Origin of the sequence: Salana multivorans (assembly GCF_003751805.1) — a bacterium.
GTDB classification, from domain to species: domain Bacteria; phylum Actinomycetota; class Actinomycetes; order Actinomycetales; family Beutenbergiaceae; genus Salana; species Salana multivorans.
In genome coordinates, this window is record NZ_RKHQ01000001.1 from 2509348 (window position 1) to 2529428 (window position 20081).

Here is a 20081-nt window from a genome sequence, read left to right on the forward strand (position 1 = left end):
CGATGAACCGCCACCTGCTCGCCCTCGCCGTGGCGACCGCCGCCCTGCTGACCCGCCTCGCCGACGGGATCGCGGGCGCCGTCCGTGCTCGCGCGACCGCTGGCGCCGCGACCCCCGAGCGCGGCGACGTCCCCGGCTGGGTGATGATCACCCTGATGTCGGCCGGGCTGGTCGCCGTCATCTGGGTGCTCGCCGACGACTGGCTGCGCCAGCTCTTCCAGCAGGCGGTCGATCGGGTCTCCGGCCCGTGACCCGACCGGGGGAGCGGGGCTCCGCGATCGCCGAGTTCACGATGACCTCCGCGCTGGTCGTCGTCGTCGTGCTCGCCCTCGTGCAGCTCACCTTCGCGCTGTGGGTGCGCACGGTCCTGATCGACGCGGCGGCGGAGGGCGCGCGGCTCGCGGCGCTCGCGGGCGGCGACGAGCTGGCCGCGGCCTCCCGGGCCGCCGAGCTGGTCGCGTCGACGCTCGGGTCGGGGTACCAGCCGTCCGTCTCCGTGCACCGCGAGGACGACGCGCTCGGCGTGCCGGGGTACGACGTCATGGCGGTCGAGCTGAGCGCCCCGCTGCCCGTGCTCGGGCTGCTGGGCCCGCCGGGCGCGCTGAGCGTCACCGGTCACGCGGTGGTCGAGCGATGAGCTGCCCGGCCGGACCCGTCGCCCGGGGCGAGCGCGGCTCGGCGCTGGTGGAGCTCCTCGGCGGCACGATCGTGCTGCTCGTCCCGCTGGTGTATCTCGTGCTCACGCTCGTCCAGGTCCAGGGCGCGCAGCTCGCCGCGACCGGAGCCGCGCGCGACGCGGCCCGTCTCGTCGCGACCGCCGACCCCGAGCTGTGGTCGTCGCTGACCGCCGCGGCGGTCGAGCTGGCCTTCGCCGACCAGGGCCTCGTGGTCGACGGGTCGCGGGCCGTGACGATCGTCTGCCAGCGCGACTGCGGGCCGGGCGACCGGGTGGTGGTGACCGTCCGAGCCGCGGTCGCGCTGCCGTTCCTCCCGGAGGGGGCCGGCTACACCGCCGAGGGCGATGCCTGGGGGACGATCGATCCGCACCGGGAGCATCCGTGAGCCCGGGTGCGCCGTCGGGTGGGCGCGAGGACGCCGAGCGCGGAGGCGTCCTCGCGCTCACGCTCGGTGCCCTCGGGGTGGCGGCGCTGCTCGTCGTGGTCGTCGCGGTGGCCTCGGCGGTCTACCTCGACCGGCGGGAGCTGCTGGCGCTCGCGGACGCGACGGCGGCGCACGCGGCGACGAGCATCGACCCGGCGGCGTACGCCGAGGGCCTCGTCGTGCTCACCGACGCCGGCGTGCGCGCCGGGGCCGATGAGTTCCTCGCGTCCGTCCCGATCGACGCGGTCGACGTCGACCGCCTCGCGCTGGCCGAGCCGACGGGTGCTCCCGACGAGGTCACGGCGCAGGTGACGCTGGTCGGCCGCTCGCGGCCGGCCTTCCTGCCCTGGCTGCTCGCGCCGTGGTCCGACGGCATCGCGCTGCGGGTCACCTCGACCGCCGCCGGCACCTGACCCGAGCCGGCCGACGTCGGCCCGCTGACCCGGCGGCGTCATCCGGTCCCGGTGGTTGGACGTGCGGCGGACGAGGGTCGGGCCCGGCGGGCTTGACCTGTCGCGTACCTCTCGCAGACCCGGCCAAGACCCGGCCGTGACGCGTCCTCGAAACGATTCGACACCAGCCCCGCGGTGGAGCACGATGGACTCGTCGTCCGCACCGGCCCGCGCGTGACGTCGAGCAACCCCCTGGAGTCCATTTCTCGCATGACTCGTATGCCTCAGCCACGCTCCTCCGACGGGGCCGACGACCCCGTCGACGTCCTCGGCGTGCCCGAGGCGCTCGACGTCCCGACCATCGACTCCGTCATGGGCGAGGTGGGCGCGCTCGCCGTCGGCGACGCGGGCGAGGACCCGACGCACGCCGTGCCCGCGATGGCGCCCGTCTCCCCGGGGACGACCACGCCGGCCACACCGGCGGCGCCGAGCGAGCCGGAGGTCGTCCACCCGGACGGCTTCGCGCCGGGGGAGTGGCGCGGCGACCGACCGGGCGTCGTCCCGCCGCGGCCGCAGGCCTGGCTCGTCGCGCTGCTCGGCGCGATGTCGGCCATCTTCGCCGTCACGGTCGACATGTACCTCCCGTCGCTGCCGACCGTCGCGAGAGAGATGCGGGTCTCCGACGCGACGTCGCAGCTCACGATCTCGTTCATGATGGCGGGCGCCGCGATCGGCCAGCTCGTCGTCGGGCCGCTCTCGGACCGGATCGGTCGCCGCCGGCCGGTGCTCATCGGGGCCGCCCTGCACGTCGTCGCGTGCGCGCTCGTGCTCCTCGGCTCCGGCATCGGGGTCTTCCTCGGCCTCCGCCTGCTCCAGGGCGTCGCGGCCGCCGCGCTCGGCGTGTGCGCGCAGGCGCTCATCCGCGACCGCTACTCGGGCCCCGTCGCCGCCGCGACGCTCTCGCGGCTCATGCTCGTGATCGGTGTCGCCCCGCTCTTCGCCCCGAGCGTCGGCGGGTTCATCGCCCACCACTGGGGCTGGCGGGCGGTGTTCGCCGTGCTCGCGGGCTGCGGGCTGTTCGTGCTCGCCCTGTGCTGGCGGATGCTGCCCGAGTCCCACCCGCGGCAGCGGCGCCAGACCGGCGGGATCGGGACGGCGCTGCGCAGCTACCGCGTGCTGTTCGGCGATCCCCGGTTCCTCGCGCTCGCCGTGCTGCCCGGCCTCGTCTCCAGCGCCCTCATCGCGTACGTGTCGGGCTCGCCGTTCGTGCTCCAGGAGCAGTTCGGGCTCTCGGTCGGCCAGTTCTCGCTGTTCTTCGCCGTCGGCGGGATGCTGCTCGTCGGGATGGCGCAGGTCAACGCGGCGCTCGTGCACCGGTACGCCCCCGTGCGGATCATCCGGCTCGCCCTGCCGATCCAGCTCTCGTTCGCCGTCGCGCTGCTCGTCGTCGCGGTGACGGGCATCGGCGGCGTCATCGGGTTCCTCGTCGTGCTCGCGGCGACGCTGTCGTTCCAGAACTTCGTCCCCCCGAACGCGACGGCGCTCGCGCTCGGGCGTCACGGCGACCGGGCCGGCGCCGCCGCAGCCGTCTGCGGCAGCCTCGGCGCGCTGCTGCCCGCCGCGATCTCGCCGCTCGTCGGCGTGTTCGGCGGCACGGCGATCGCGATGGCCGCGGTCATGGCGGGGGCGCTCACGCTCGCCCTGCTCGTCGTGGCGTTCGGCACGCCGGCCTACCGCAGCGGCGGCTGGACCACCGGGCGCGACTGAGCGAGGACCGGCTCAGCGCGCCGCGCGCGGGCTGCGCAGCCAGGTGAGGACCGCGAGGACGCGGCGGTGCCCGCCGTCCGCGGCGTCGAGGCCGAGCTTGTCGAAGACGGAGCCGACCTGCTTCTCCACCGTCCCGAGACTCACGACGCGGGCCGCGGCGATCTCCTGGTTCGTCCGCCCGCGGGCCATGTCGCCCAGCACCTCGAGCTCGCTCGGCGTGAGGGCGGCCAGCGGGTCCCGGCGCGCCCCGACGAGCGCGGCGACGATCTCCGGGTCGAGCACGGTCGAGCCGGCGAGCAGCCGCTCCAGCGCACCGCTGAGGTCGGCGAGCGAGAGCACCCGGTCCTTGAGCAGGTAGCCGCAGCCGCCCTCGCCGGCGGCGAACAGCTCCTGGGCGTAGACCGACTCGACGTACTGGCTCAGCAGCAGCACCGCGGTGCCGGGCCGCCGCCGGCGCACCTCCAGCGCGGTCCTGACCCCCTCGTCCGTGAACGTCGGCGGCATCCGGACGTCGAGGACGACGGCGTCGGGCGCCTCGGCGTCCAGGGCCGCCAGGAGGGACGCGCCGTCGCCGTGCGAGCCGACGATCTCGAAGCCCGCCTCCCCGAGCAGCCGGAGGAGTCCCTCGCGCAGCAGGGCCGAGTCCTCGGCCAGGGCGATCCGGGCTGGTGGCGGTGTCACGCCCTCACCCTAGGCGCGGCGCTAGCCTCGTCGGGTGAGCGAACCCGAGGCACCCGAGCCGACCGTCGTCGACCTCGACGGGCCGGACGACCCGCGCTGGGCGCTCGCGCTGCCCGTCCTGCGCGAGCTGCGCCCCCACCTGACGCCGGAGCTGCTGCGCCAGGTCGCGACCGAGGGCGCGCCGCAGGGCCTCCGGTTCACGGCGCTGCTCGCCGGTGGCGAGTGCGTCGCCGTCGCTGGCTGGCGCCTCGTCGCGAACACGAGCGCGATCCGCAAGCTCTACGTCGACGACCTCTCGACCGCGGCCGCCCACCGGTCCCGCGGCCACGGCTCGACGCTGCTGCGCGTCCTCACCGAGCGCGCCCGGGAGCTGGGCTGCACCGCCATCGACCTCGACTCCGGCGTCCAGCGCGTCGGCGCCCACCGGTTCTACCTGCGCGAGCGGATGGACATCGTGTCGCACCACTTCACCCGCCAGCTCGACTGAGCCGGCTCGGGCCACGCCTCACGCCGCGAGCGGGACGACCGCCCGGACGCGGGTCGGCCCGCCGTCCGGACTGCTCACCGAGAGCGTCCCGCCCAGGCCGCGCAGCCGCTCGGCCAGGCCGTCCAACCCACCGCCGGGCACGAGCGCGGCTCCGCCGGCACCGTCGTCGGACACCTCGACCACGAGGAGCTCGGCCAGCTCCGCCCCGTCGCCGCCGTCCGCGCCGATCACCCGGCCGAGCGCGACGACGACGTGCTCGGCGCCGGAGTGCTTGGCCGCGTTCGCGAGCAGCTCGCTCACCACGAAGTACGCGGCCTGCGCGACCGCCGGGTCGAGGCCGTCGCCCACGTCGTCCCCGCCGAGGCCGTCCGGGCCGGTGCCGTCCCCGAGGTCGACCGTCGCCGGGATCGGGCTGCGCTCGGCCAGCGCGGCGACGGCCTCCGCCAGCCCGCGGTCCTGCAGCAGCGGTGGCGCGATGCCGCGGGAGAGTCGCCGCAGCTCCGAGAGCGTGTCCCGGGTCCGCGTCCGCGCGTCGGCGAGCAGGTCGCCCGCGCCGCCGGGATCGCTCTCCAGCCGGCGCTGCGCCGCCTCGAGGTCGAGCTGCAGGCGCAGGAGCTGCTGCTGCGGCCCGTCGTGGAGGTCGCGCTCGAGCTGGCGCAGCGTCCGGCCCTCGGCCTGGGTCGCGGCCCGGCGCGCGCTGGACAGCTCGACCACCTGGGCGCGGAGGGCGTCGCTCGTGCGTCGGGCGAGCAGGCCGCGCGCGATCGCGTGGTGCAGGTGGACGCAGGCGCCGGCCACGAGCGGCAGCAGGGCCAGCCCGATCACGCTCCCGACCCCGCCGATCAGCAGGTCCAGCCCGTGCGGGCCGATCCGCCACTGCGCCTGCTCCGCCGGCGTCATGAGGCTGAACAGCAGCTCGCCCAGCGACTGGCTCTCGGCGTCGTCGTACATGAGCGACGGGATGAGGTAGACCTGCACGAGCATCGCCGGGAACGCGACCGTGAGCACCGAGAAGAGGAGCGTCAGCGCCCACGTCACGGGCGTGAGGAGGAGCGTGACGGCGGCGAACAGGGCGGCGCGCCAGGCGTCGGGACTGCTCAGCCGGCGCCAGAGCCAGGTGCCGATCGTGTCGGCCTTCTCGGTCCGCCACGTCGGCGGTGTCACCGCCGGCATCCGGGTCCAGCGCAGGAGCGCCAGCTCCAGCGCGCCGTACGCGCGGGCGAGGGAGAGACCGGCGAGGAGCACGGGGACGCCGACCGCGATGAGCGACAGCGGGACGCCGACCGCCACGAGGACGACGACGGCCAGCCCGAGCGAGAGCGACCAGACGAGGCCAAGGAGCAGGTAGCCGACCCGCCGGGGCAGGGCGCGCCAGGAGTAGACGCCGGCGAGGGAGGGGACGGGAGGGGCAGCAGCCGATGAGCTCATGCCTCGAGCCTTCCGCTCGGGGGTCGGGCGGGACAGGGAGCCGACCGGAGACCTCGCGTGGGGGCACGCCCCCACGCGAGGCCCGGCCGGGCCCCGCGGAGCGCTACGGGCGGGTCCGCGGCGAGACGTCGTACGTCTTGGCCGGGTCGCGCTCCACCACCGCGTCGAGCGCCGCGTCGATCGCGCTCATCGTCGCGTCGTCGAGCACGACGCCGGACGCCTTGACGGTGTCGGCGAGCTGCTCGGGCCGGGACGCCCCGACCAGGGCGGCGGAGACGTTCGGGTTCTGCAGCACCCACGCGATGGCGAGCTGCGGCATGGTGAGCCCGGCCTCGGCCGCGATCGGCACGAGCCGCTGGACGGCCTCGAGCACCTCCTCCCGCATGAACCCCTTGATGGTGCGGGCCCCGGACTTCTCGTCCGTCGCGCGCGAGCCGGCCGGCGCCGGCTGGCCGGGCAGGTACTTCCCGGACAGGACGCCCTGCGCCATCGGCGACCAGACGATCTGCGTGATCCCGAGCTCCTCGCTCGCGGGCACGACCTTCTCCTCGATGACCCGCCACAGCGCGGAGTACTGCGGCTGGTTCGAGACGAGCTGGATGCCGAGCTCCTTGGCGAGCCGCGCGCCGTCGCGGAGCTGCTCGGCGGTCCACTCCGAGACCCCGACGTAGAGGATCTTGCCCTGGTGGACGAGGTCGGCGAACGTCTGGAACGTCTCCTCCAGCGGCGTCTCGTAGTCGAACCGGTGGGCCTGGTACAGGTCGATGTAGTCCGTTCGCAGGCGGCGCAGCGAGCCGTGCACCGAGTCGCGGATGTGCTTGCGGGAGAGACCGACGTCGTTGGCGCCCCGCGGGCCGGTCGGCCAGTACACCTTCGTGAGGATCTCGAGGGACTCCCGACGCTGGCCCTCCAGCGCCTTGCCGAGCACCTCCTCGGCGAGCGTGTTGGCGTAGACGTCCGCCGTGTCGAACGTCGTGATGCCGAGGTCGAGCGCCGCGTGCACCGTGGCGACGGCCGCGCCGTCCTCCACCTGCGAGCCGTGCGTGATCCAGTTGCCGTAGGTGATCTCCGAGACCTTGAGACCGGAGCTGCCGAGATAGCGGTAGGTGACCATGACCTCCAACCTACGCCGAGCCGGGCGGCGGCCGACGCGGCGGGTCGGCGGTCTTCAACGGAACTTAAGCTCTCCGCGCCACGGGTCACAAGATGCGTGCGCTGGGCTGGGAGGCATGACAGCTCTCACGCTCACCGAGGCCCTGCGCCGCAGGCGTCGTCGTCGCCGTCTCCTGGTCAGGACCCTGCTCGCCGGGGCGGTCCTCGCCGTCGTCGCCGTCGCTGTGCCCGGCCTCGTGCGGCTCGCCGACGCCGTCGGCACGATGACGGCCGACGCGACGACCGACGACGCGGCCGACGCGGGTGCCACGGACGAGGCGGCCGACGCGACGACGACCGACGACCCGGGCGCCGGAGGCGCCGGGGGCGCCCAGGGCGACGCCGCGGGCGGGAGCCGGCCCAGCGTCCTCCTCGTCAACGCCGACCACGCCCTTCCCGACGACCTGGGTGCGCCCGATCTCGTCGACCTCGTCGGGACGGTCCCCGTCTCGGGCTCGGGGGTCCAGGTCGCCGCCGAGCTGGTCGAGCCGCTGCGGCAGATGCTCGGCGCGGCCGCCGACGCCGGGTACCCGGGCCTGTACGTCAACAGCGGGTACCGCTCCGCCGAGGACCAGCGGGAGCTCTGGGACACGGCCGAGGACCGGTCCCTCGTCCAGCCGCCCGGCCACAGCGAGCACCAGACCGGTCTCGCGGTCGACCTGGCGGACCTCGAGCCCGACGGCGCGAGCCTCGCCGACAGCTCCTCCGGCCGGTGGCTGGCCGACAACGCCTGGCGGTACGGCTTCATCCTGCGCTACCCGGCCGGCAAGGAGGAGGTGACGGGGATCGCGTACGAGGCGTGGCACTTCCGCTACGTCGGCCCCGAGGTGGCCGAGATCTGCCAGCGCGAGGGCCTGACGCTCGAGGAGTACGCGGGGGCGGCATGAGCGCGTGGCAGCGCGGGAACGGGCAGGATGGGCACGACGGCGGCCCCGGGCGAGCGGGTGCACCGGGGCTCGGGAGGGACGCCATGACGCAGCACACGATCCTCGCGTGCGACGACGACCCGGACATCCTCGCGGCGCTGCGGATCTATCTCACCGGCGAGGGCTACCGGGTGCTCAGCGCCGCCGACGGGCTCGAGGCCGTCCGGCTCGTGCGGACGGAGACGGTCCACCTCGTCCTGCTCGACGTCATGATGCCGAACCTCGACGGCATCGCCGCCGCCGAGCGGATCCGCGAGACCTCGAACCTGCCCATCCTGTTCCTCAGCGCCCGGGGCGAGGAGGCCGACCGCGTCCTCGGCCTGCACGCCGGAGCCGACGACTACATCGTCAAGCCGTTCTCGCCGGGCGAGCTGTTCGCCCGGGTGCGCTCGGCGCTGCGCCGGTACACGCAGCTCGGCGGGCTGCCGTCCGGCGGCGCGGCTGGCCCGGGCCCGGTGACGGCCGGGTCGGCGTCCGGTCCGGGCACCGGGAGCGTCTGGCGCACCGGCGAGCTCGTCCTCGACGACAAGCGCAAGACGGTGGTCGTCGAGGGACGGGAGGCCACGCTGACGCCGCTCGAGTTCGGCATCCTGCGCCTGCTCATCGCGCACCCCGACCGCGTCTACTCCTCCGAGCAGATCTACGAGGCGGTCTGGCGCGACGTCGCGCTGGACCCGCGCCGGACGGTCGCCGTCCACGTCCGGCACATCCGGGAGAAGATCGAGCGGGACCCGGCCCGCCCGCGCTACCTCCGGGTCGTCTACGGCCTCGGGTACAAGGTGGTGTCCGACCCGTGAGCCCGACGGCGACGCGGCACGGCCCCCGCGCGCGGACGTCCGGCGAGCCGGCGACGCGGGGCTTCGCGTCCACGCGGGTCATGGTGACCGCCTTCGTCGTGGCGACCCTCGGTCTCACCCTCTGGCTGTACGGCAGCGTCCCGCCCTTCACCTCCTACCGCTGGGTCCTGCTCGGTCGCACCCCGGACGACCCGGACCGCGTCCTCATCCCGGGCGACCTCGCCGCGACGCAGCTTCCGTTCGGGCTCGGCGACGGTGGCGTCGGCCTCGTCGTCGGCGTCGCCGCGCTCGTCGTCGGGGGCGCCTCCTGCCTCGCCGGGGCGCGCGAGCGTTCGACGCTGCGGATCCACCGGTGGGACTACTTCTTCGTCCTGGTGGGCGCGTTGAGCGCCCTGGCACTCGTGACCATCCTGCTCGAGACCGGCCGTCGTCAGCTCGTCTGGCACGTGCTCTGGCTCGCGGTCGTCGCGGTGAGCGTCTGCTACGTGACTGCGACGACGCTGGTGCGCCTGCGGGCCGGGACGCTCGCGCGCACGATCTTCTGGCCGCGCGTCTTCCGGACGCTGCCGCCCGGGCAGATCGCCGGGATGGGCGTCCTCGTCGTCGTGGTCACCGCGACGGCGCTCCTGCTCGGCGGCGCCGTCTGGTGCATCGCCGAGGTGGTGACCGCCTCGGCCTTCGGCTCCGCGTTCTTCGCGAACTGGACCGGCTGGTGGCTCGTGACGGTGGGCCTTCCGCTCGTGACGCTGGCCGTCGTCGCCGTCCTGTGCCGCAACATCATCGAGATCACGGAGGCGAACGAGGCGGCCGTCGAGGCGCGGTTCCGGGAGGAGCGCTTCCGCGCCGAGCTCGTCACCAACGTCACGCACGACATCCGGACGCCGCTGACGTCCGTCATCGCCTACGCGGACCTGATCGCGCGGCTCGACATCGACGACGACCGGCTCGCGGGCTACACCGCCGTGCTGAGCCGGAAGGCCGAGCGGCTGAGGGTGCTCATCGGCGACCTGCTGGACGCGTCGCGGGCCAGTGCGGGCAGCCTGCCGGTGCACCGCGAGGTGCTCGACCTGGCGGAGATGCTCGGCCAGATCGTTGGCGACCACGACGACGACCTCGCCGCGCGTGACCTCGCGTGGGTCGGGCCGGACGCCGGTCCGGCGGGCGAGCCGGGTCGCGGGCGGGCCCTCGTCACGGCGGACGGCGAGCACCTGCGCCGGATCCTGGAGAACCTGCTCGGCAACGTCGTCAAGTACGCGCGGCCGGGCACGACCGTCCGCGCCAGCATCGACCGGCCGGCCGAGCGGTCCGGCGTCGTGCGCCTGCGGCTGGCCAACGTCATGGCGCGCCGCCTCGCGGTGCCGGCGGCCGAGCTGGTCGGGCAGTTCACCCGCGGCGACGCCGCGCGCACGGGGGAGGGCAGCGGGCTCGGCCTGTTCATCGCCGACCGGCTCACCGCGCTCCTCGGTGGCCGGCTCACCCTCGACGCCGACGACGAGACCTTCGTCGCGACGCTCGACCTGCCGGGCCCGGGCGCGCTCCAGAAGGGCAGGCGCGCCGCCGGGTCGAGCGGGGGAGCCGAGCCGAGGACGCCGTCGGCCGGCCGGTAGGCTTGACCCTCGTGGCTACCGACTTCCCGACCGAGATCTCCGAGCTGCGCGGCACGCTCCGGCAGATCACCGCCGTGCGCGACCCGGAGAAGCTGCGGGCCCAGATCGCCGAGCTCGAGCAGGAGGCGTCGGCGCCCGACCTGTGGGACGACCCGGAGAAGGCGCAGGCCGTCACGTCGCGGCTCTCGCACGTCTCGGGCGAGGTCAAGCGGCTCGACACCCTCGCCGCCCGGATCGACGACCTCGAGACGCTCGTGGAGCTCGCGGCGGAGGAGGACGACGCGGACACGCTCGCCGAGGCCGAGAGCGAGCTCGCATCGGTGAGCAAGGCGCTGTCGGAGCTCGAGGTCCGCACCCTGCTGTCGGGGGAGTGGGACGAGCGCGAGGCCGTCGTCACGATCCGCTCCGGAGCCGGCGGGGTCGACGCGGCCGACTTCGCCCAGACGCTCCTGCGGATGTACCTGCGCTGGGCCGAGCGGCACGGCTACGCCGCCAAGGTGCTCGACACGTCCTACGCCGAGGAGGCCGGCATCAAGTCGGCGACGTTCGAGGTGAAGGCGCCCTACGCCTACGGCACGCTCTCGGTCGAGGCCGGGACGCACCGCCTCGTCCGGATCTCCCCGTTCGACAACCAGGGCCGGCGCCAGACGTCCTTCGCGGCCGTCGAGGTCATCCCGCTCATCGAGTCGACCGACCACGTCGACGTGCCCGAGACCGACATCAAGGTCGACGTGTTCCGCTCCTCCGGCCCCGGCGGGCAGAGCGTCAACACGACCGACTCGGCCGTCCGGATCACCCACCTCCCGACCGGCATCGTCGTCTCGATGCAGGACGAGAAGTCCCAGATCCAGAACCGCGCCGCCGCCATGCGCGTGCTCCAGTCGCGACTCCTCCTGGCGAAGAAGGAGGAGGAGGCGGCCCAGAAGAAGGAGCTGGCCGGCGACATCAAGGCGTCCTGGGGCGACCAGATGCGCTCCTACGTCCTGCAGCCGTACCAGATGGTCAAGGACCTGCGCACCGAGCACGAGGTCGGCAACCCGGCCGCGGTGTTCGACGGCGAGATCGACGACTTCATCGACGCCGGCATCCGCTGGCGCCGCCAGCAGCAGCTCGAGGTCGAGGGCTCCTAGCCGAACCACTCGGCGACGCGGGAGCGCAGCGCGCGGTCGAACACCGCGTCGGAGTGCTCGGTCCGCAGCACCTCGGCGAGCGAGCCGCCGACGGCCGCGTCGACCTCGGCCAGACAGGCCGCCGGCTCCGTGACGGCCCGCAGCAGCAGCGCGGCCGCCTCGTCCTTGGTCCGGTACAGCAGCGGGTAGCCGGCGGGCAGCAGCGCCCTCGCCCACGGCAGGTCGGGCAGCACGCCGACCACCCCGGCCGCCAGCGCCTCGACGTACGCCATCCCGTAGGACTCCTCGGACGCGGTCGCGAGGAACGCCGTCGTCCCGGACAGGTCGTCCCAGTAGTCCGACCGCGTCGCGAGCGGGCCGACCCACATCCACTCCTTGCGCCCCATCCGCAGCGCGAGGTCCCGCGTGAGCTGCGACTCGTGCAGGTGCACCTCGACGCGGATCGGCACCTGCTGGCGCACCCGCTCCACCACCTCGAGGAACAGCTCGGGACGCTTGCGCTCGGAGAGGTACGTCGCCGGGTACTGCACGACGGGCGGCGCCCCGGCCGCGCGCTCCTTGCGCGGGCGGACGTGGTCGAGCCGGAACCCGAGGTTGACCCAGCCCATCCGCATCCGCTCGGCGAGCTGCTTGACCACGAGTCGCGAGACCAGCTCCCGCACCTCCTGCGCCGTGCGCTCGGAGTCGGCGAACGTCGGCACGAGCGCGGCCGACAGCGCGAGCGCCGCCCGGTCCTCGATCTCCGGGTAGGTGCTCGGCGGCCACCACAGGAAGTTCATCACCTGCGGGGAGGTCTCCGGCCCGTAGCCCTGAGCCGTGGCGCTCGCCCGGAGCTGCCGGACCACGTCGAGGCTGTCGAGCACGTCCATGTTGACGACGACGGCGCTCGCCGGGTCGAGGAACTCCAGCGGCATGACGTCGAAGCCCTCGCCGCGCCGCGGTCCGGCGCCGACGACGATCGAGCCCGGGAACACCCGCAGGATGCGGCGCACCAGCGTCGCCCCCGAGTCGTGCCCCGCGACGCGACCGGCCCGGTCCAGCTCGACGCCGGCGTACTTGACCGCGATCCGCCTGCTCATCGCGACGTCACCTCCACCTCGGCGGGGGCGCTCGCCGCGGCCCGGCCCTCGTACGAGCCCGACGCACCGCCGAGGTCGGCGGTCTCGCTGATCCGGTCGCCGGAGCCGTCCTCGTCGCCCTCCTCGTCCGCCTCGAGGGAGGACCCGATCCGCATGCCGTAGAACGAGCGGTGGACGAAGTACGCCGAGACGAGGAAGAAGACGGCGGCGAGCACGTGCACCAGCGGCCCGCGGCCCTGGTTCGTGAGCGACACGGCGAGCTCGACCGCGAGGAGACCGAACAGCGTCGTGAACTTGATGATCGGGTTGAGCGCGACGGAGGAGGTGTCCTTGTACGGGTCGCCGACGGTGTCGCCGACGATCGTCGCGTCGTGCAGCGCCGAGCCCTTGGCGTGCAGGTCGACCTCGACGACCTTCTTCGCGTTGTCCCACGCGCCGCCCGCGTTGGCCATGAAGATCGCCTGGTAGAGCCCGAACACGGCGATCGAGACGAGGTAGCCGATGAAGAAGTAGGGCTCGACGAACGCGAAGGCGAGCGTGACGAAGAACGTCGCGAGGAAGATCGTCAGCATGCCGCGCTGGGCGTACTGCGTGCAGATGTCGACGACGCGGGTCGAGTCCTGCGTCGAGGCCCGGCGGCTGCCCGAGTCGAGCCGGATCGTGTCGCGGATGAACTCGACCGCGCGGTGCGCCCCCGTCGTGACCGCCTGGATCGACGCGCCCGTGAACCAGTAGATGATCGCGCCGCCGGCGACCAGCCCGAGCAGGAACGGCGGGTGGATGAGCGAGAGGTTCGCCATGTTCGTCGTCAGCCCGTCGGTCAGCGCCATGACGATCGAGAAGATCATCGTCGTCGCGCCGACGACCGCGGTCCCGATGAGCACCGGCTTGGCCGTCGCCTTGAAGGTGTTCCCGGCGCCGTCGTTCTCCTCGAGCATCTGCTTGGCGCGGTCCCACTCGACCTCGACGCCCTGCGCGCGCAGCTCGTCGTCGATGCCGGGGATCTCCTCGATGAGGGAGAGCTCGTAGACGCTCTGCGCGTTGTCCGTCACCGGCCCGTAGGAGTCGACGGCGATCGTCACCGGCCCCATCCCGAGGAAGCCGAACGCGACGAGGCCGAACGCGAAGACGGCCGGCGCGGTCATGTAGGCGTCCAGCCCCATCGTCGAGATGCCGTAGCCGGCGGCCATCAGGGCGACGATCGCCATGCCGAGCCAGTAGGCGGAGAAGTTGCCAGCCACGAGGCCGGAGAGGATGTTGAGCGACGGGCCGCCGGCGCGGGAGGACTTCACCACCTCGCGCACGTGCCGGGAGGAGGTCGACGTGAAGACCTTGACCAGCTCCGGGATGAGCGCGCCGGCCAGCGTCCCCGCCGAGACGATCGAGGCGAGCTTCCACCACAGGCCGCCCGGCAGCGTGCCGAGCGCGACCCAGCTCGTCGCGTAGGTCAGGACGATCGAGACGAGCGACGTGAGCCAGACCAGGTTCGTCAGCGGCTTCTCGAAGTCCATCCGCGTCGCGCCGCGGTGCCGGGCCGAGGTGATCGCGTCGTTGATCGCGTAGGACGCGGCCGACGCGATCAGCATGACGGCGCGGACGACGAACATCCACACGAGCAGCGTCGCCTGGACCCCGACGTCGTGGACGGCCAGGAGGATGAACGTGATGATCGCGACGCCGGTCACGCCGTAGGTCTCGAACCCGTCCGCCGACGGCCCGACGGAGTCGCCGGCGTTGTCGCCCGTGCAGTCGGCGATGACGCCGGGGTTGCGCGCGTCGTCCTCCTTGATCTTGAGGACGATCTTCATGAGGTCGGCGCCGATGTCGGCGATCTTGGTGAAGATGCCGCCGGCGATGCGCAGGGCGGCCGCGCCGAGCGACTCCCCGACCGCGAAGCCGATGAAGCACGCGCCGGCCACCTCGCGGGGCAGGAACAGGAGGATGACGAGCATGAGGAACAGCTCGAGGCTGATGAGCACCATGCCGATGCTCATCCCGGCCCGCAGCGGGATCCGGTGCACCGGCAGCGGGCGGCCGGACAGCGACGCGTAGGCCGTGCGCGCGTTCGCGTAGGTGTTGACGCGGATGCCGAACCAGGCGACGGCGTAGGAGCCGGCCATGCCGAGCAGCGAGAAGCCGACGATGACGAGGACCTTCGCGACGCCGAGGCTCATGAGGAAGCCGTAGTAGGCGACGATCACCGTGGCGATGAACACCCACAGGAGCATGAGGAACCGGCCCTGCCGCAGCAGGTACGCCTTGCACGTCGCGTAGATGAGGTCCGCGATCTCCCGCATCGACGGGTGCGTCGGCAGCCGGCGCAGCTGCGCGAGCACGATCCCGCCGAACGCGAGCCCCGCGAGGCACAGCAGGAGCGCCACGACGAGGGCGACGCGGCCGGGGATGCCGCCGGCGAGCATGACGTCGCTGAGCGATGGCAGGACGAGGTTGGCCTCGCCGCCGTGTGAGCCGTCCATCGGTTCCTCCACGCCACGCAGCGCGTGACGGTCGTTGGTGCCGCCTCCGTGCGCGTCGCGTCCGCCGGGAGACCGGCGGGGAGGCGGGGGCGGTGTGGGCCCGGTGAGCCGCAACGGCGCCGCCCGCACACCACGCTAGGTCGGTGTGATCGGCGTCACGTGGGCCCATGGTCCCCGGTGACCTGCGTCACACCGTGGCAGGCTGGCCGAACTGGTCGGAGGTCGTTCGCGGCGGGTGCCGGACGCGCCCCCGACGCTCTGGCAGCGACAAGGAGGTCGTTCGTGGTCACGTACGTGCAGGACTTCGCGCAGGGGTCCATGGAGCAGAAGGACCTGCTCGGCGGCAAGGGGGCGAACCTGGCCGAGATGACGAGACTGGGGCTCCCCGTCCCGCCGGGCTTCACCATCACGACCGAGGCCTGCCGCTACTACCTGGCCAACGGCCGCGTCCCGACCGACCTGCGGGTCGAGGTCACGCAGGCCGTGCGCCGGCTCGAGGCCGCGATGGACCGCCGGCTGGGCGACTTCCACGACCCCCTGCTGGTCTCCGTGCGCTCGGGCGCCAAGTTCTCGATGCCGGGGATGATGGAGACGGTCCTCAACATCGGCCTCAACGACGCGTCCGTGCAGGGCCTGGCCGAGCTGGCCGGGGACGAGCGGTTCGCCTGGGACTCCTACCGCCGCCTGGTGCAGATGTTCGGCAAGACCGTCCTCGGGATCGACGGCGACCTGTTCGCGGCCGAGCTGGACGCGGCGAAGGCCGCCGCCGGTGCCGCCAGCGACTCCGACCTCGACGCCGGGGCGATGCGCGCGCTCACCCAGCGCTACAAGGAGATCGTCAAGGAGCAGACGGGACGCGACTTCCCGCAGCACCCGCGCGAGCAGCTCGACCTGGCGATCGTCGCCGTCCTCGACTCGTGGAACACCGAGCGCGCGATGCTCTACCGCCGCCGCGAGCGCATCCCGCACGACATCGGGACGGCCGTCAACGTCTGCACCATGGTGTTCGGCAACCTGGGCGACCGCTCGGGCACCGGCGTCGCGTTCACGCGCGACCCCGCGACGGGGCGGCCCGGCGACTACGGCGACTACCTCGAGAACGCCCAGGGCGAGGACGTCGTCGCCGGCATCCGCAACACGCTGTCGCTGTCCGCGCTGGAGGAGATCGACCCGGACGTCTACGCGGAGCTGCGCGGCGTCATGCGCCGGCTCGAGAACCACTACCGCGACCTGTGCGACATCGAGTTCACCGTCGAGCAGGGCCGGCTCTGGATGCTCCAGACCCGCGTTGGCAAGCGCACGGCGCCGGCCGCGTTCCGGATCGCCGCCGAGCTCGAGCGCGAGCACGTCATCACGCTCGACGAGGCGCTGCTGCGGGTGAGCGGGGAGCAGCTCAGCCAGCTCATGTTCCCCCAGTTCGACCCGCGGGCGGCGAACAAGGTGCTGCTGACCCAGGCGATGTCCGCGTCGCCCGGGGCCGCCGTCGGCCGGGCCGTGTTCGACTCCGAGACGGCGACGGCGTGGGCGGAGCGCGGCGAGAAGGTCATCCTGGTGCGTCGCGAGACCAACCCGGACGACCTCGCCGGGATGATCGCCGCCGACGGCATCCTCACGGCCAGGGGCGGCAAGACCTCGCACGCGGCCGTCGTGGCCCGCGGCATGGGCCGGACCTGCGTCGTCGGGGCCGACGCGCTCGACGTCGACCCCGAGCAGCGCCTGTTCCGGGTCGCCGCGCGGGGCCGGGACGGCGAGCGTCCGACGGAACGGGTGGTCGAGGAGGGCGACGTCATCGCCATCGACGGCGCGACGGGCGAGGTGTTCCTCGGCGAGGTCCCGGTCGTCCCGTCGCCCGTGACGACGTACCTGACGGACGGGCTGGAGGCCGCGCTGGAGCTGGCCGGTGACGGCGACGCCGGCGCCGACACGCGCGCGCTCGTCGAGGCGGTCGACCTGCTGCTCCACCACGCCGACGAGACCCGGCGGCTGGCCGTCGAGGCCAACGCCGACACGGGCGAGGACGCGCGCCGCGCCCGCTCGCTCGGCGCCCAGGGCATCGGGCTCACCCGGACCGAGCACATGTTCCTCGGCGACCGGCGCAAGCTCGTCGAGCGCGTCATCCTCGCCGCCGACGACGTCGAGCGGGAGGCGGCGCTCGCCGAGCTGCTGCCGCTGCAGCGGGCGGACTTCACGGAGCTGCTGGAGGCGATGGACGGGCTGCCGGTCACGATCCGGCTCATCGACCCGCCGCTGCACGAGTTCCTGCCCGACCTCACCGAGCTGAGCGTCCGCGTGGCGCTCGCGCACGAGCGCGGCGAGGGCGGCGAGGAGGTCGAGCGGGACGAGGAGCTGCTGGCCGCCGTGCGCCGGATGCACGAGGCCAACCCCATGCTCGGCCTGCGCGGCGTGCGGCTGGGGCTCGTCGTCCCCGGGCTGTTCGCCCTGCAGATCCGGGCGATCTGCGAGGCGCAGGCCGACCTGCTCCTGGCCGGGAGGGACCCGCGGGCGCAGATCATGGTGCCGCTGGTGGCCTCCGTCATGGAGCTCCACCTGGTCCGGGACACGGCGAAGGGGATCATGGCCGAGGTGTCGGCCGCGCGCGGCGTCGAGATCGACCTCGAGGTCGGCGCCATGCTCGAGCTGCCGCGCGCGGCGCTCACGGCCGACCGGATCGCCGAGGCGTCCGACTTCTTCTCCTTCGGCACGAACGACCTGACGCAGACGACCTGGGGCTTCTCCCGCGACGACGTCGAGGGCGCGTTCTTCTCCCAGTACGCGGCCAACGGCGTGCTCACGGTCTCGCCGTTCGAGTCGATCGACACCCGCGGGGTCGGACGGCTCGTCCGGATCGCCGTCGAGGAGGCGCGCGAGGCCAAGCCGTCGCTGGTGTTCGGCGTGTGCGGCGAGCACGGCGGCGACCCGGAGTCGATCCGGTTCTTCGACGCCGTCGGGCTCGACTACGTCTCGTGCTCGCCGTTCCGCGTGCCGGTCGCCCGGCTCGAGGCGGGGCGCGCCGCGATCGAGGCGGCCGGGAGCGGGCGCCTCAGCGACTCCCGCTGACCACCCCCGCCGACCACCTCCAGGGACGGCCCCGGCCGGACGGCATCGCGCCGCCCGGCCGGGGCCGTCCCGCGTCGTGCCGCGGCGAGGCCCGACCACACGGGGTCGGCCGTCATCGGCGTGCCCTCCCGCACGGCTGCCACGAGGCGTGCTTATGGTGACCTGGGCCTTCTGTCCGTTGGTACGCGTGGTACGCAGACGGCCCGCGCGCGATCGACGGGGGCCGGCACGCGCACGGTCTAGGCGAGAGAGAGCACGTGATCCGGTTCGACAGAGTCTCCAAGGTCTACAAGCGGGGCGCGCGCCCCGCCCTCGACCGGGTCTCGCTCGAGATCGAGCGCGAGGAGTTCGTCTTCCTCGTCGGGGCGTCCGGGTCGGGGAAGTCGACGTTCCTGCGGCTCGTCATGCGCGAGGAGCAGGCGACGTCCGGCCGCGTGTACGTGGCGGGCCGGGAGATCACCGCGCTCTCGCAGTGGAAGGTCCCCGGCCTGCGTCGCCGGATCGGCGTCGTGTTCCAGGACTTCCGCCTGCTGCCAGGCAAGACCGTGTTCGAGAACGTGGCGTTCGCCCAGCAGGTGATCGGCCGGCCGCGGCACACCATCGCGCGCGACGTGCCCGAGACGCTCGAGCTGGTCAAGCTCTCCGGCAAGGAGAAGCGGCTCCCGCACGAGCTGTCGGGCGGTGAGCAGCAGCGCGTCGCGATCGCGCGCGCCATCGTCAACCGGCCCGCCATCCTCCTGGCCGACGAGCCGACGGGCAACCTCGACCCGTCGACGTCGGCCGGCATCATGCAGCTCCTCGACCGGATCAACCGGACGGGGACGACGGTGGTCATGGCCACCCACGACGAGAACATCGTCAACCAGATGCGCAAGCGCGTCATCCAGCTCATCGACGGCGAGGTCGTGCGCGACCAGGAGTACGGGACGTACGACTCGGCCGAGGGCCTGGACGATCCCGACGTCGGCGGCCGGGCCCGTCCCGGGGGCGCGGGCCGCGTCGGGTCCATCCCGGCCGGCGCGACGCTCGCGGAGACCATGGAGCACACGCCCGAGACCGAGGGGGGCGCCGCGTGACCCGGCTGCGCTTCGTCCTCGGCGAGCTCGGCCAGGGGCTGCGCCGCAACCTGCCGATGGCCATCTCGGTCGTCCTCGTCACGTTCGTCTCGCTCACGTTCGTCGGCGCCGCCGCGCTGCTGCAGATGCAGATCGGCAAGCTCAAGGGCGAGTGGTACGACCGCGTCGAGCTGACCGTCTGGATGTGCCCCGACCGCGACAAGCCCATCGTCGCCACGTGCGCCGGCGGCGAGGCGTCGCAGAACCAGATCGACGAGGTTCGCGGCATCCTCGAGAGCGACGGCCTCGCCCCCTACGTCCAGGAGATCTACTTCGAGACGAAGGAGGAGGCCTACACCGCGCTCCAGAAGCAGGTGGGCGACCTGGACTGGTTCGACCGCGTGACCGTCGAGATGATGCCGTCGTCGTTCCGGGTCAAGCTCGCCGACCCGACGCAGATCGACGTGGTCGCCGACGAGGTCTCGGGCCGCGCCGGCGTCGAGAGCGTCCAGGACCTGCGCGCCATCTGGGAACCGGTGTTCCTCGTGATGAACCGCGCGACGGCGCTGTCGATCGGCCTCGCGGCCGTCATGACGGTGACGGCCGTCCTGCTCATCACGACGACGATCCGGCTCTCGGCGATGTCGAGACGCCGGGAGACCGAGATCATGCGCTTCGTCGGCGCGTCCAACTTCTTCATCCAGCTCCCGTTCATGCTCGAGGGCGCGCTCGCCGCGCTGGTCGGCGCCGCGCTGGCGACGACCACGCTGTGGCTGGGCGTGCGCTACGGCGTCGAGGAGTGGCTGTCGAGCTCGGTGAACATCGTCAACGACTACATATCGACGGCCGACGTGTGGCTGATCGCACCGGGGCTCGCCGTCATCGGCATCGCGATCGCCGCGGTCAGCTCGATCGTCAGCCTGTCCCGGTACACGAGGGTCTGAG

At 73.4% G+C, this 20081-nt stretch carries 18 protein-coding genes; 13 read left to right on the forward strand and 5 right to left on the reverse strand.

Annotation, left to right across the window (positions count from 1 at the left end):
* Window positions 1–2 precede the first annotated feature (2 nt).
* The 5 genes from EDD28_RS10755 to EDD28_RS10775 all read left to right on the forward strand — a co-directional run bounded on the left by EDD28_RS10755 (window position 3) and on the right by EDD28_RS10775 (window position 3260).
* A complete protein-coding gene (locus tag EDD28_RS10755) occupies window positions 3–251 on the forward strand; it encodes a hypothetical protein (protein ID WP_245968001.1) in 249 nt (82 codons plus the stop codon).
* On the forward strand, window positions 248–637 hold the full coding sequence (locus tag EDD28_RS10760) for a TadE/TadG family type IV pilus assembly protein (RefSeq protein WP_245968002.1): 390 nt from the start codon (window positions 248–250) through the stop codon (window positions 635–637). Before EDD28_RS10755 ends, EDD28_RS10760 begins: the two co-directional genes overlap by 4 nt.
* Window positions 634–1062: a pilus assembly protein gene (locus EDD28_RS10765; protein WP_123739599.1), complete on the forward strand. Its 429-nt coding sequence runs from the start codon at window positions 634–636 to the stop codon at window positions 1060–1062. The genes EDD28_RS10760 and EDD28_RS10765 overlap by 4 nt, the downstream gene beginning before the upstream one ends.
* On the forward strand, window positions 1059–1514 hold the full coding sequence (locus EDD28_RS10770) for a glycosyltransferase (protein ID WP_123739600.1): 456 nt from the start codon (window positions 1059–1061) through the stop codon (window positions 1512–1514). The genes EDD28_RS10765 and EDD28_RS10770 overlap by 4 nt, the downstream gene beginning before the upstream one ends.
* Window positions 1515–1772: 258 nt before the next feature.
* A complete protein-coding gene (locus EDD28_RS10775) occupies window positions 1773–3260 on the forward strand; it encodes a multidrug effflux MFS transporter (protein WP_245968003.1) in 1488 nt (495 codons plus the stop codon).
* 12 nt (window positions 3261–3272) lie between these two features.
* Here EDD28_RS10775 and EDD28_RS10780 read toward each other — a convergent pair whose 3' ends face one another.
* Complete coding sequence (locus EDD28_RS10780; RefSeq protein ID WP_123739601.1) at window positions 3273–3941, reverse strand: response regulator; 669 nt, start codon at window positions 3939–3941, stop codon at window positions 3273–3275.
* Between the two features lie 34 nt (window positions 3942–3975).
* Between EDD28_RS10780 and EDD28_RS10785 the strand changes: the two genes are divergently transcribed.
* Window positions 3976–4428 carry a GNAT family N-acetyltransferase gene (locus EDD28_RS10785; protein ID WP_123739602.1) on the forward strand — a complete coding sequence of 151 codons (453 nt, stop codon included), beginning with the start codon at window positions 3976–3978 and terminating at the stop codon, window positions 4426–4428.
* 18 nt (window positions 4429–4446) lie between these two features.
* Here the strand turns inward: EDD28_RS10785 and EDD28_RS10790 are convergent, their stop codons facing one another.
* Both EDD28_RS10790 and EDD28_RS10795 read right to left on the reverse strand, forming a co-directional pair.
* Window positions 4447–5856: a sensor histidine kinase gene (locus tag EDD28_RS10790; protein ID WP_123739603.1), complete on the reverse strand. Its 1410-nt coding sequence runs from the start codon at window positions 5854–5856 to the stop codon at window positions 4447–4449.
* Window positions 5857–5959: 103 nt separating this feature from the next.
* Window positions 5960–6970, reverse strand: coding sequence for an aldo/keto reductase family protein (locus EDD28_RS10795; RefSeq protein ID WP_123739604.1), 1011 nt, complete (start codon window positions 6968–6970; stop codon window positions 5960–5962).
* Window positions 6971–7085: 115 nt separating this feature from the next.
* On the opposite strand from EDD28_RS10795, the gene EDD28_RS10800 reads away from it, so the two are divergent.
* The 4 genes from EDD28_RS10800 (at window position 7086) to prfB (ending at window position 11468) form a co-directional block, all read left to right on the forward strand.
* The gene (locus tag EDD28_RS10800) at window positions 7086–7895 is read left to right on the forward strand and encodes a M15 family metallopeptidase (RefSeq protein ID WP_170169435.1); all 810 of its coding nucleotides are present in this window, start codon (window positions 7086–7088) and stop codon (window positions 7893–7895) included.
* Between the two features lie 83 nt (window positions 7896–7978).
* Window positions 7979–8731, forward strand: a complete 753-nt coding sequence (locus EDD28_RS10805; RefSeq protein WP_123739606.1) for a response regulator transcription factor — start codon at window positions 7979–7981, stop codon at window positions 8729–8731.
* Window positions 8728–10338 carry a sensor histidine kinase gene (locus EDD28_RS10810; protein ID WP_123739607.1) on the forward strand — a complete coding sequence of 537 codons (1611 nt, stop codon included), beginning with the start codon at window positions 8728–8730 and terminating at the stop codon, window positions 10336–10338. Before EDD28_RS10805 ends, EDD28_RS10810 begins: the two co-directional genes overlap by 4 nt.
* 11 nt (window positions 10339–10349) lie before the next feature.
* A complete protein-coding gene (gene prfB, locus EDD28_RS10815; protein ID WP_123739608.1) occupies window positions 10350–11468 on the forward strand; it encodes a peptide chain release factor 2 in 1119 nt (372 codons plus the stop codon).
* Here prfB and EDD28_RS10820 read toward each other — a convergent pair.
* Window positions 11465–12547 (reverse strand): glycosyltransferase family protein, encoded by a 1083-nt coding sequence (locus tag EDD28_RS10820; protein ID WP_123739609.1) that lies wholly within the window; start codon window positions 12545–12547, stop codon window positions 11465–11467. The two genes, prfB and EDD28_RS10820, sit on opposite strands and share 4 nt — an antisense overlap.
* Window positions 12544–15024, reverse strand: a complete 2481-nt coding sequence (locus EDD28_RS10825) for a sodium-translocating pyrophosphatase (RefSeq protein WP_123739610.1) — start codon at window positions 15022–15024, stop codon at window positions 12544–12546. Before EDD28_RS10825 ends, EDD28_RS10820 begins: the two co-directional genes overlap by 4 nt.
* 282 nt (window positions 15025–15306) lie before the next feature.
* Here EDD28_RS10825 and ppdK point away from each other — a divergent pair, with 282 nt between their 5' ends.
* The 3 genes from ppdK to ftsX all read left to right on the forward strand — a co-directional run bounded on the left by ppdK (window position 15307) and on the right by ftsX (window position 20080).
* Window positions 15307–18081 (forward strand): pyruvate, phosphate dikinase, encoded by a 2775-nt coding sequence (ppdK, locus tag EDD28_RS10830; RefSeq protein WP_123739611.1) that lies wholly within the window; start codon window positions 15307–15309, stop codon window positions 18079–18081.
* Window positions 18082–18338: 257 nt separating this feature from the next.
* Window positions 18339–19157 (forward strand): cell division ATP-binding protein FtsE, encoded by an 819-nt coding sequence (gene ftsE / locus EDD28_RS10835; protein WP_123739612.1) that lies wholly within the window; start codon window positions 18339–18341, stop codon window positions 19155–19157.
* Entirely contained in the window at window positions 19154–20080 is a 927-nt protein-coding gene (gene ftsX / locus EDD28_RS10840; RefSeq protein ID WP_211339166.1) for a permease-like cell division protein FtsX, read from the forward strand. Before ftsE ends, ftsX begins: the two co-directional genes overlap by 4 nt.
* Window position 20081: the final 1 nt, after the last annotated feature.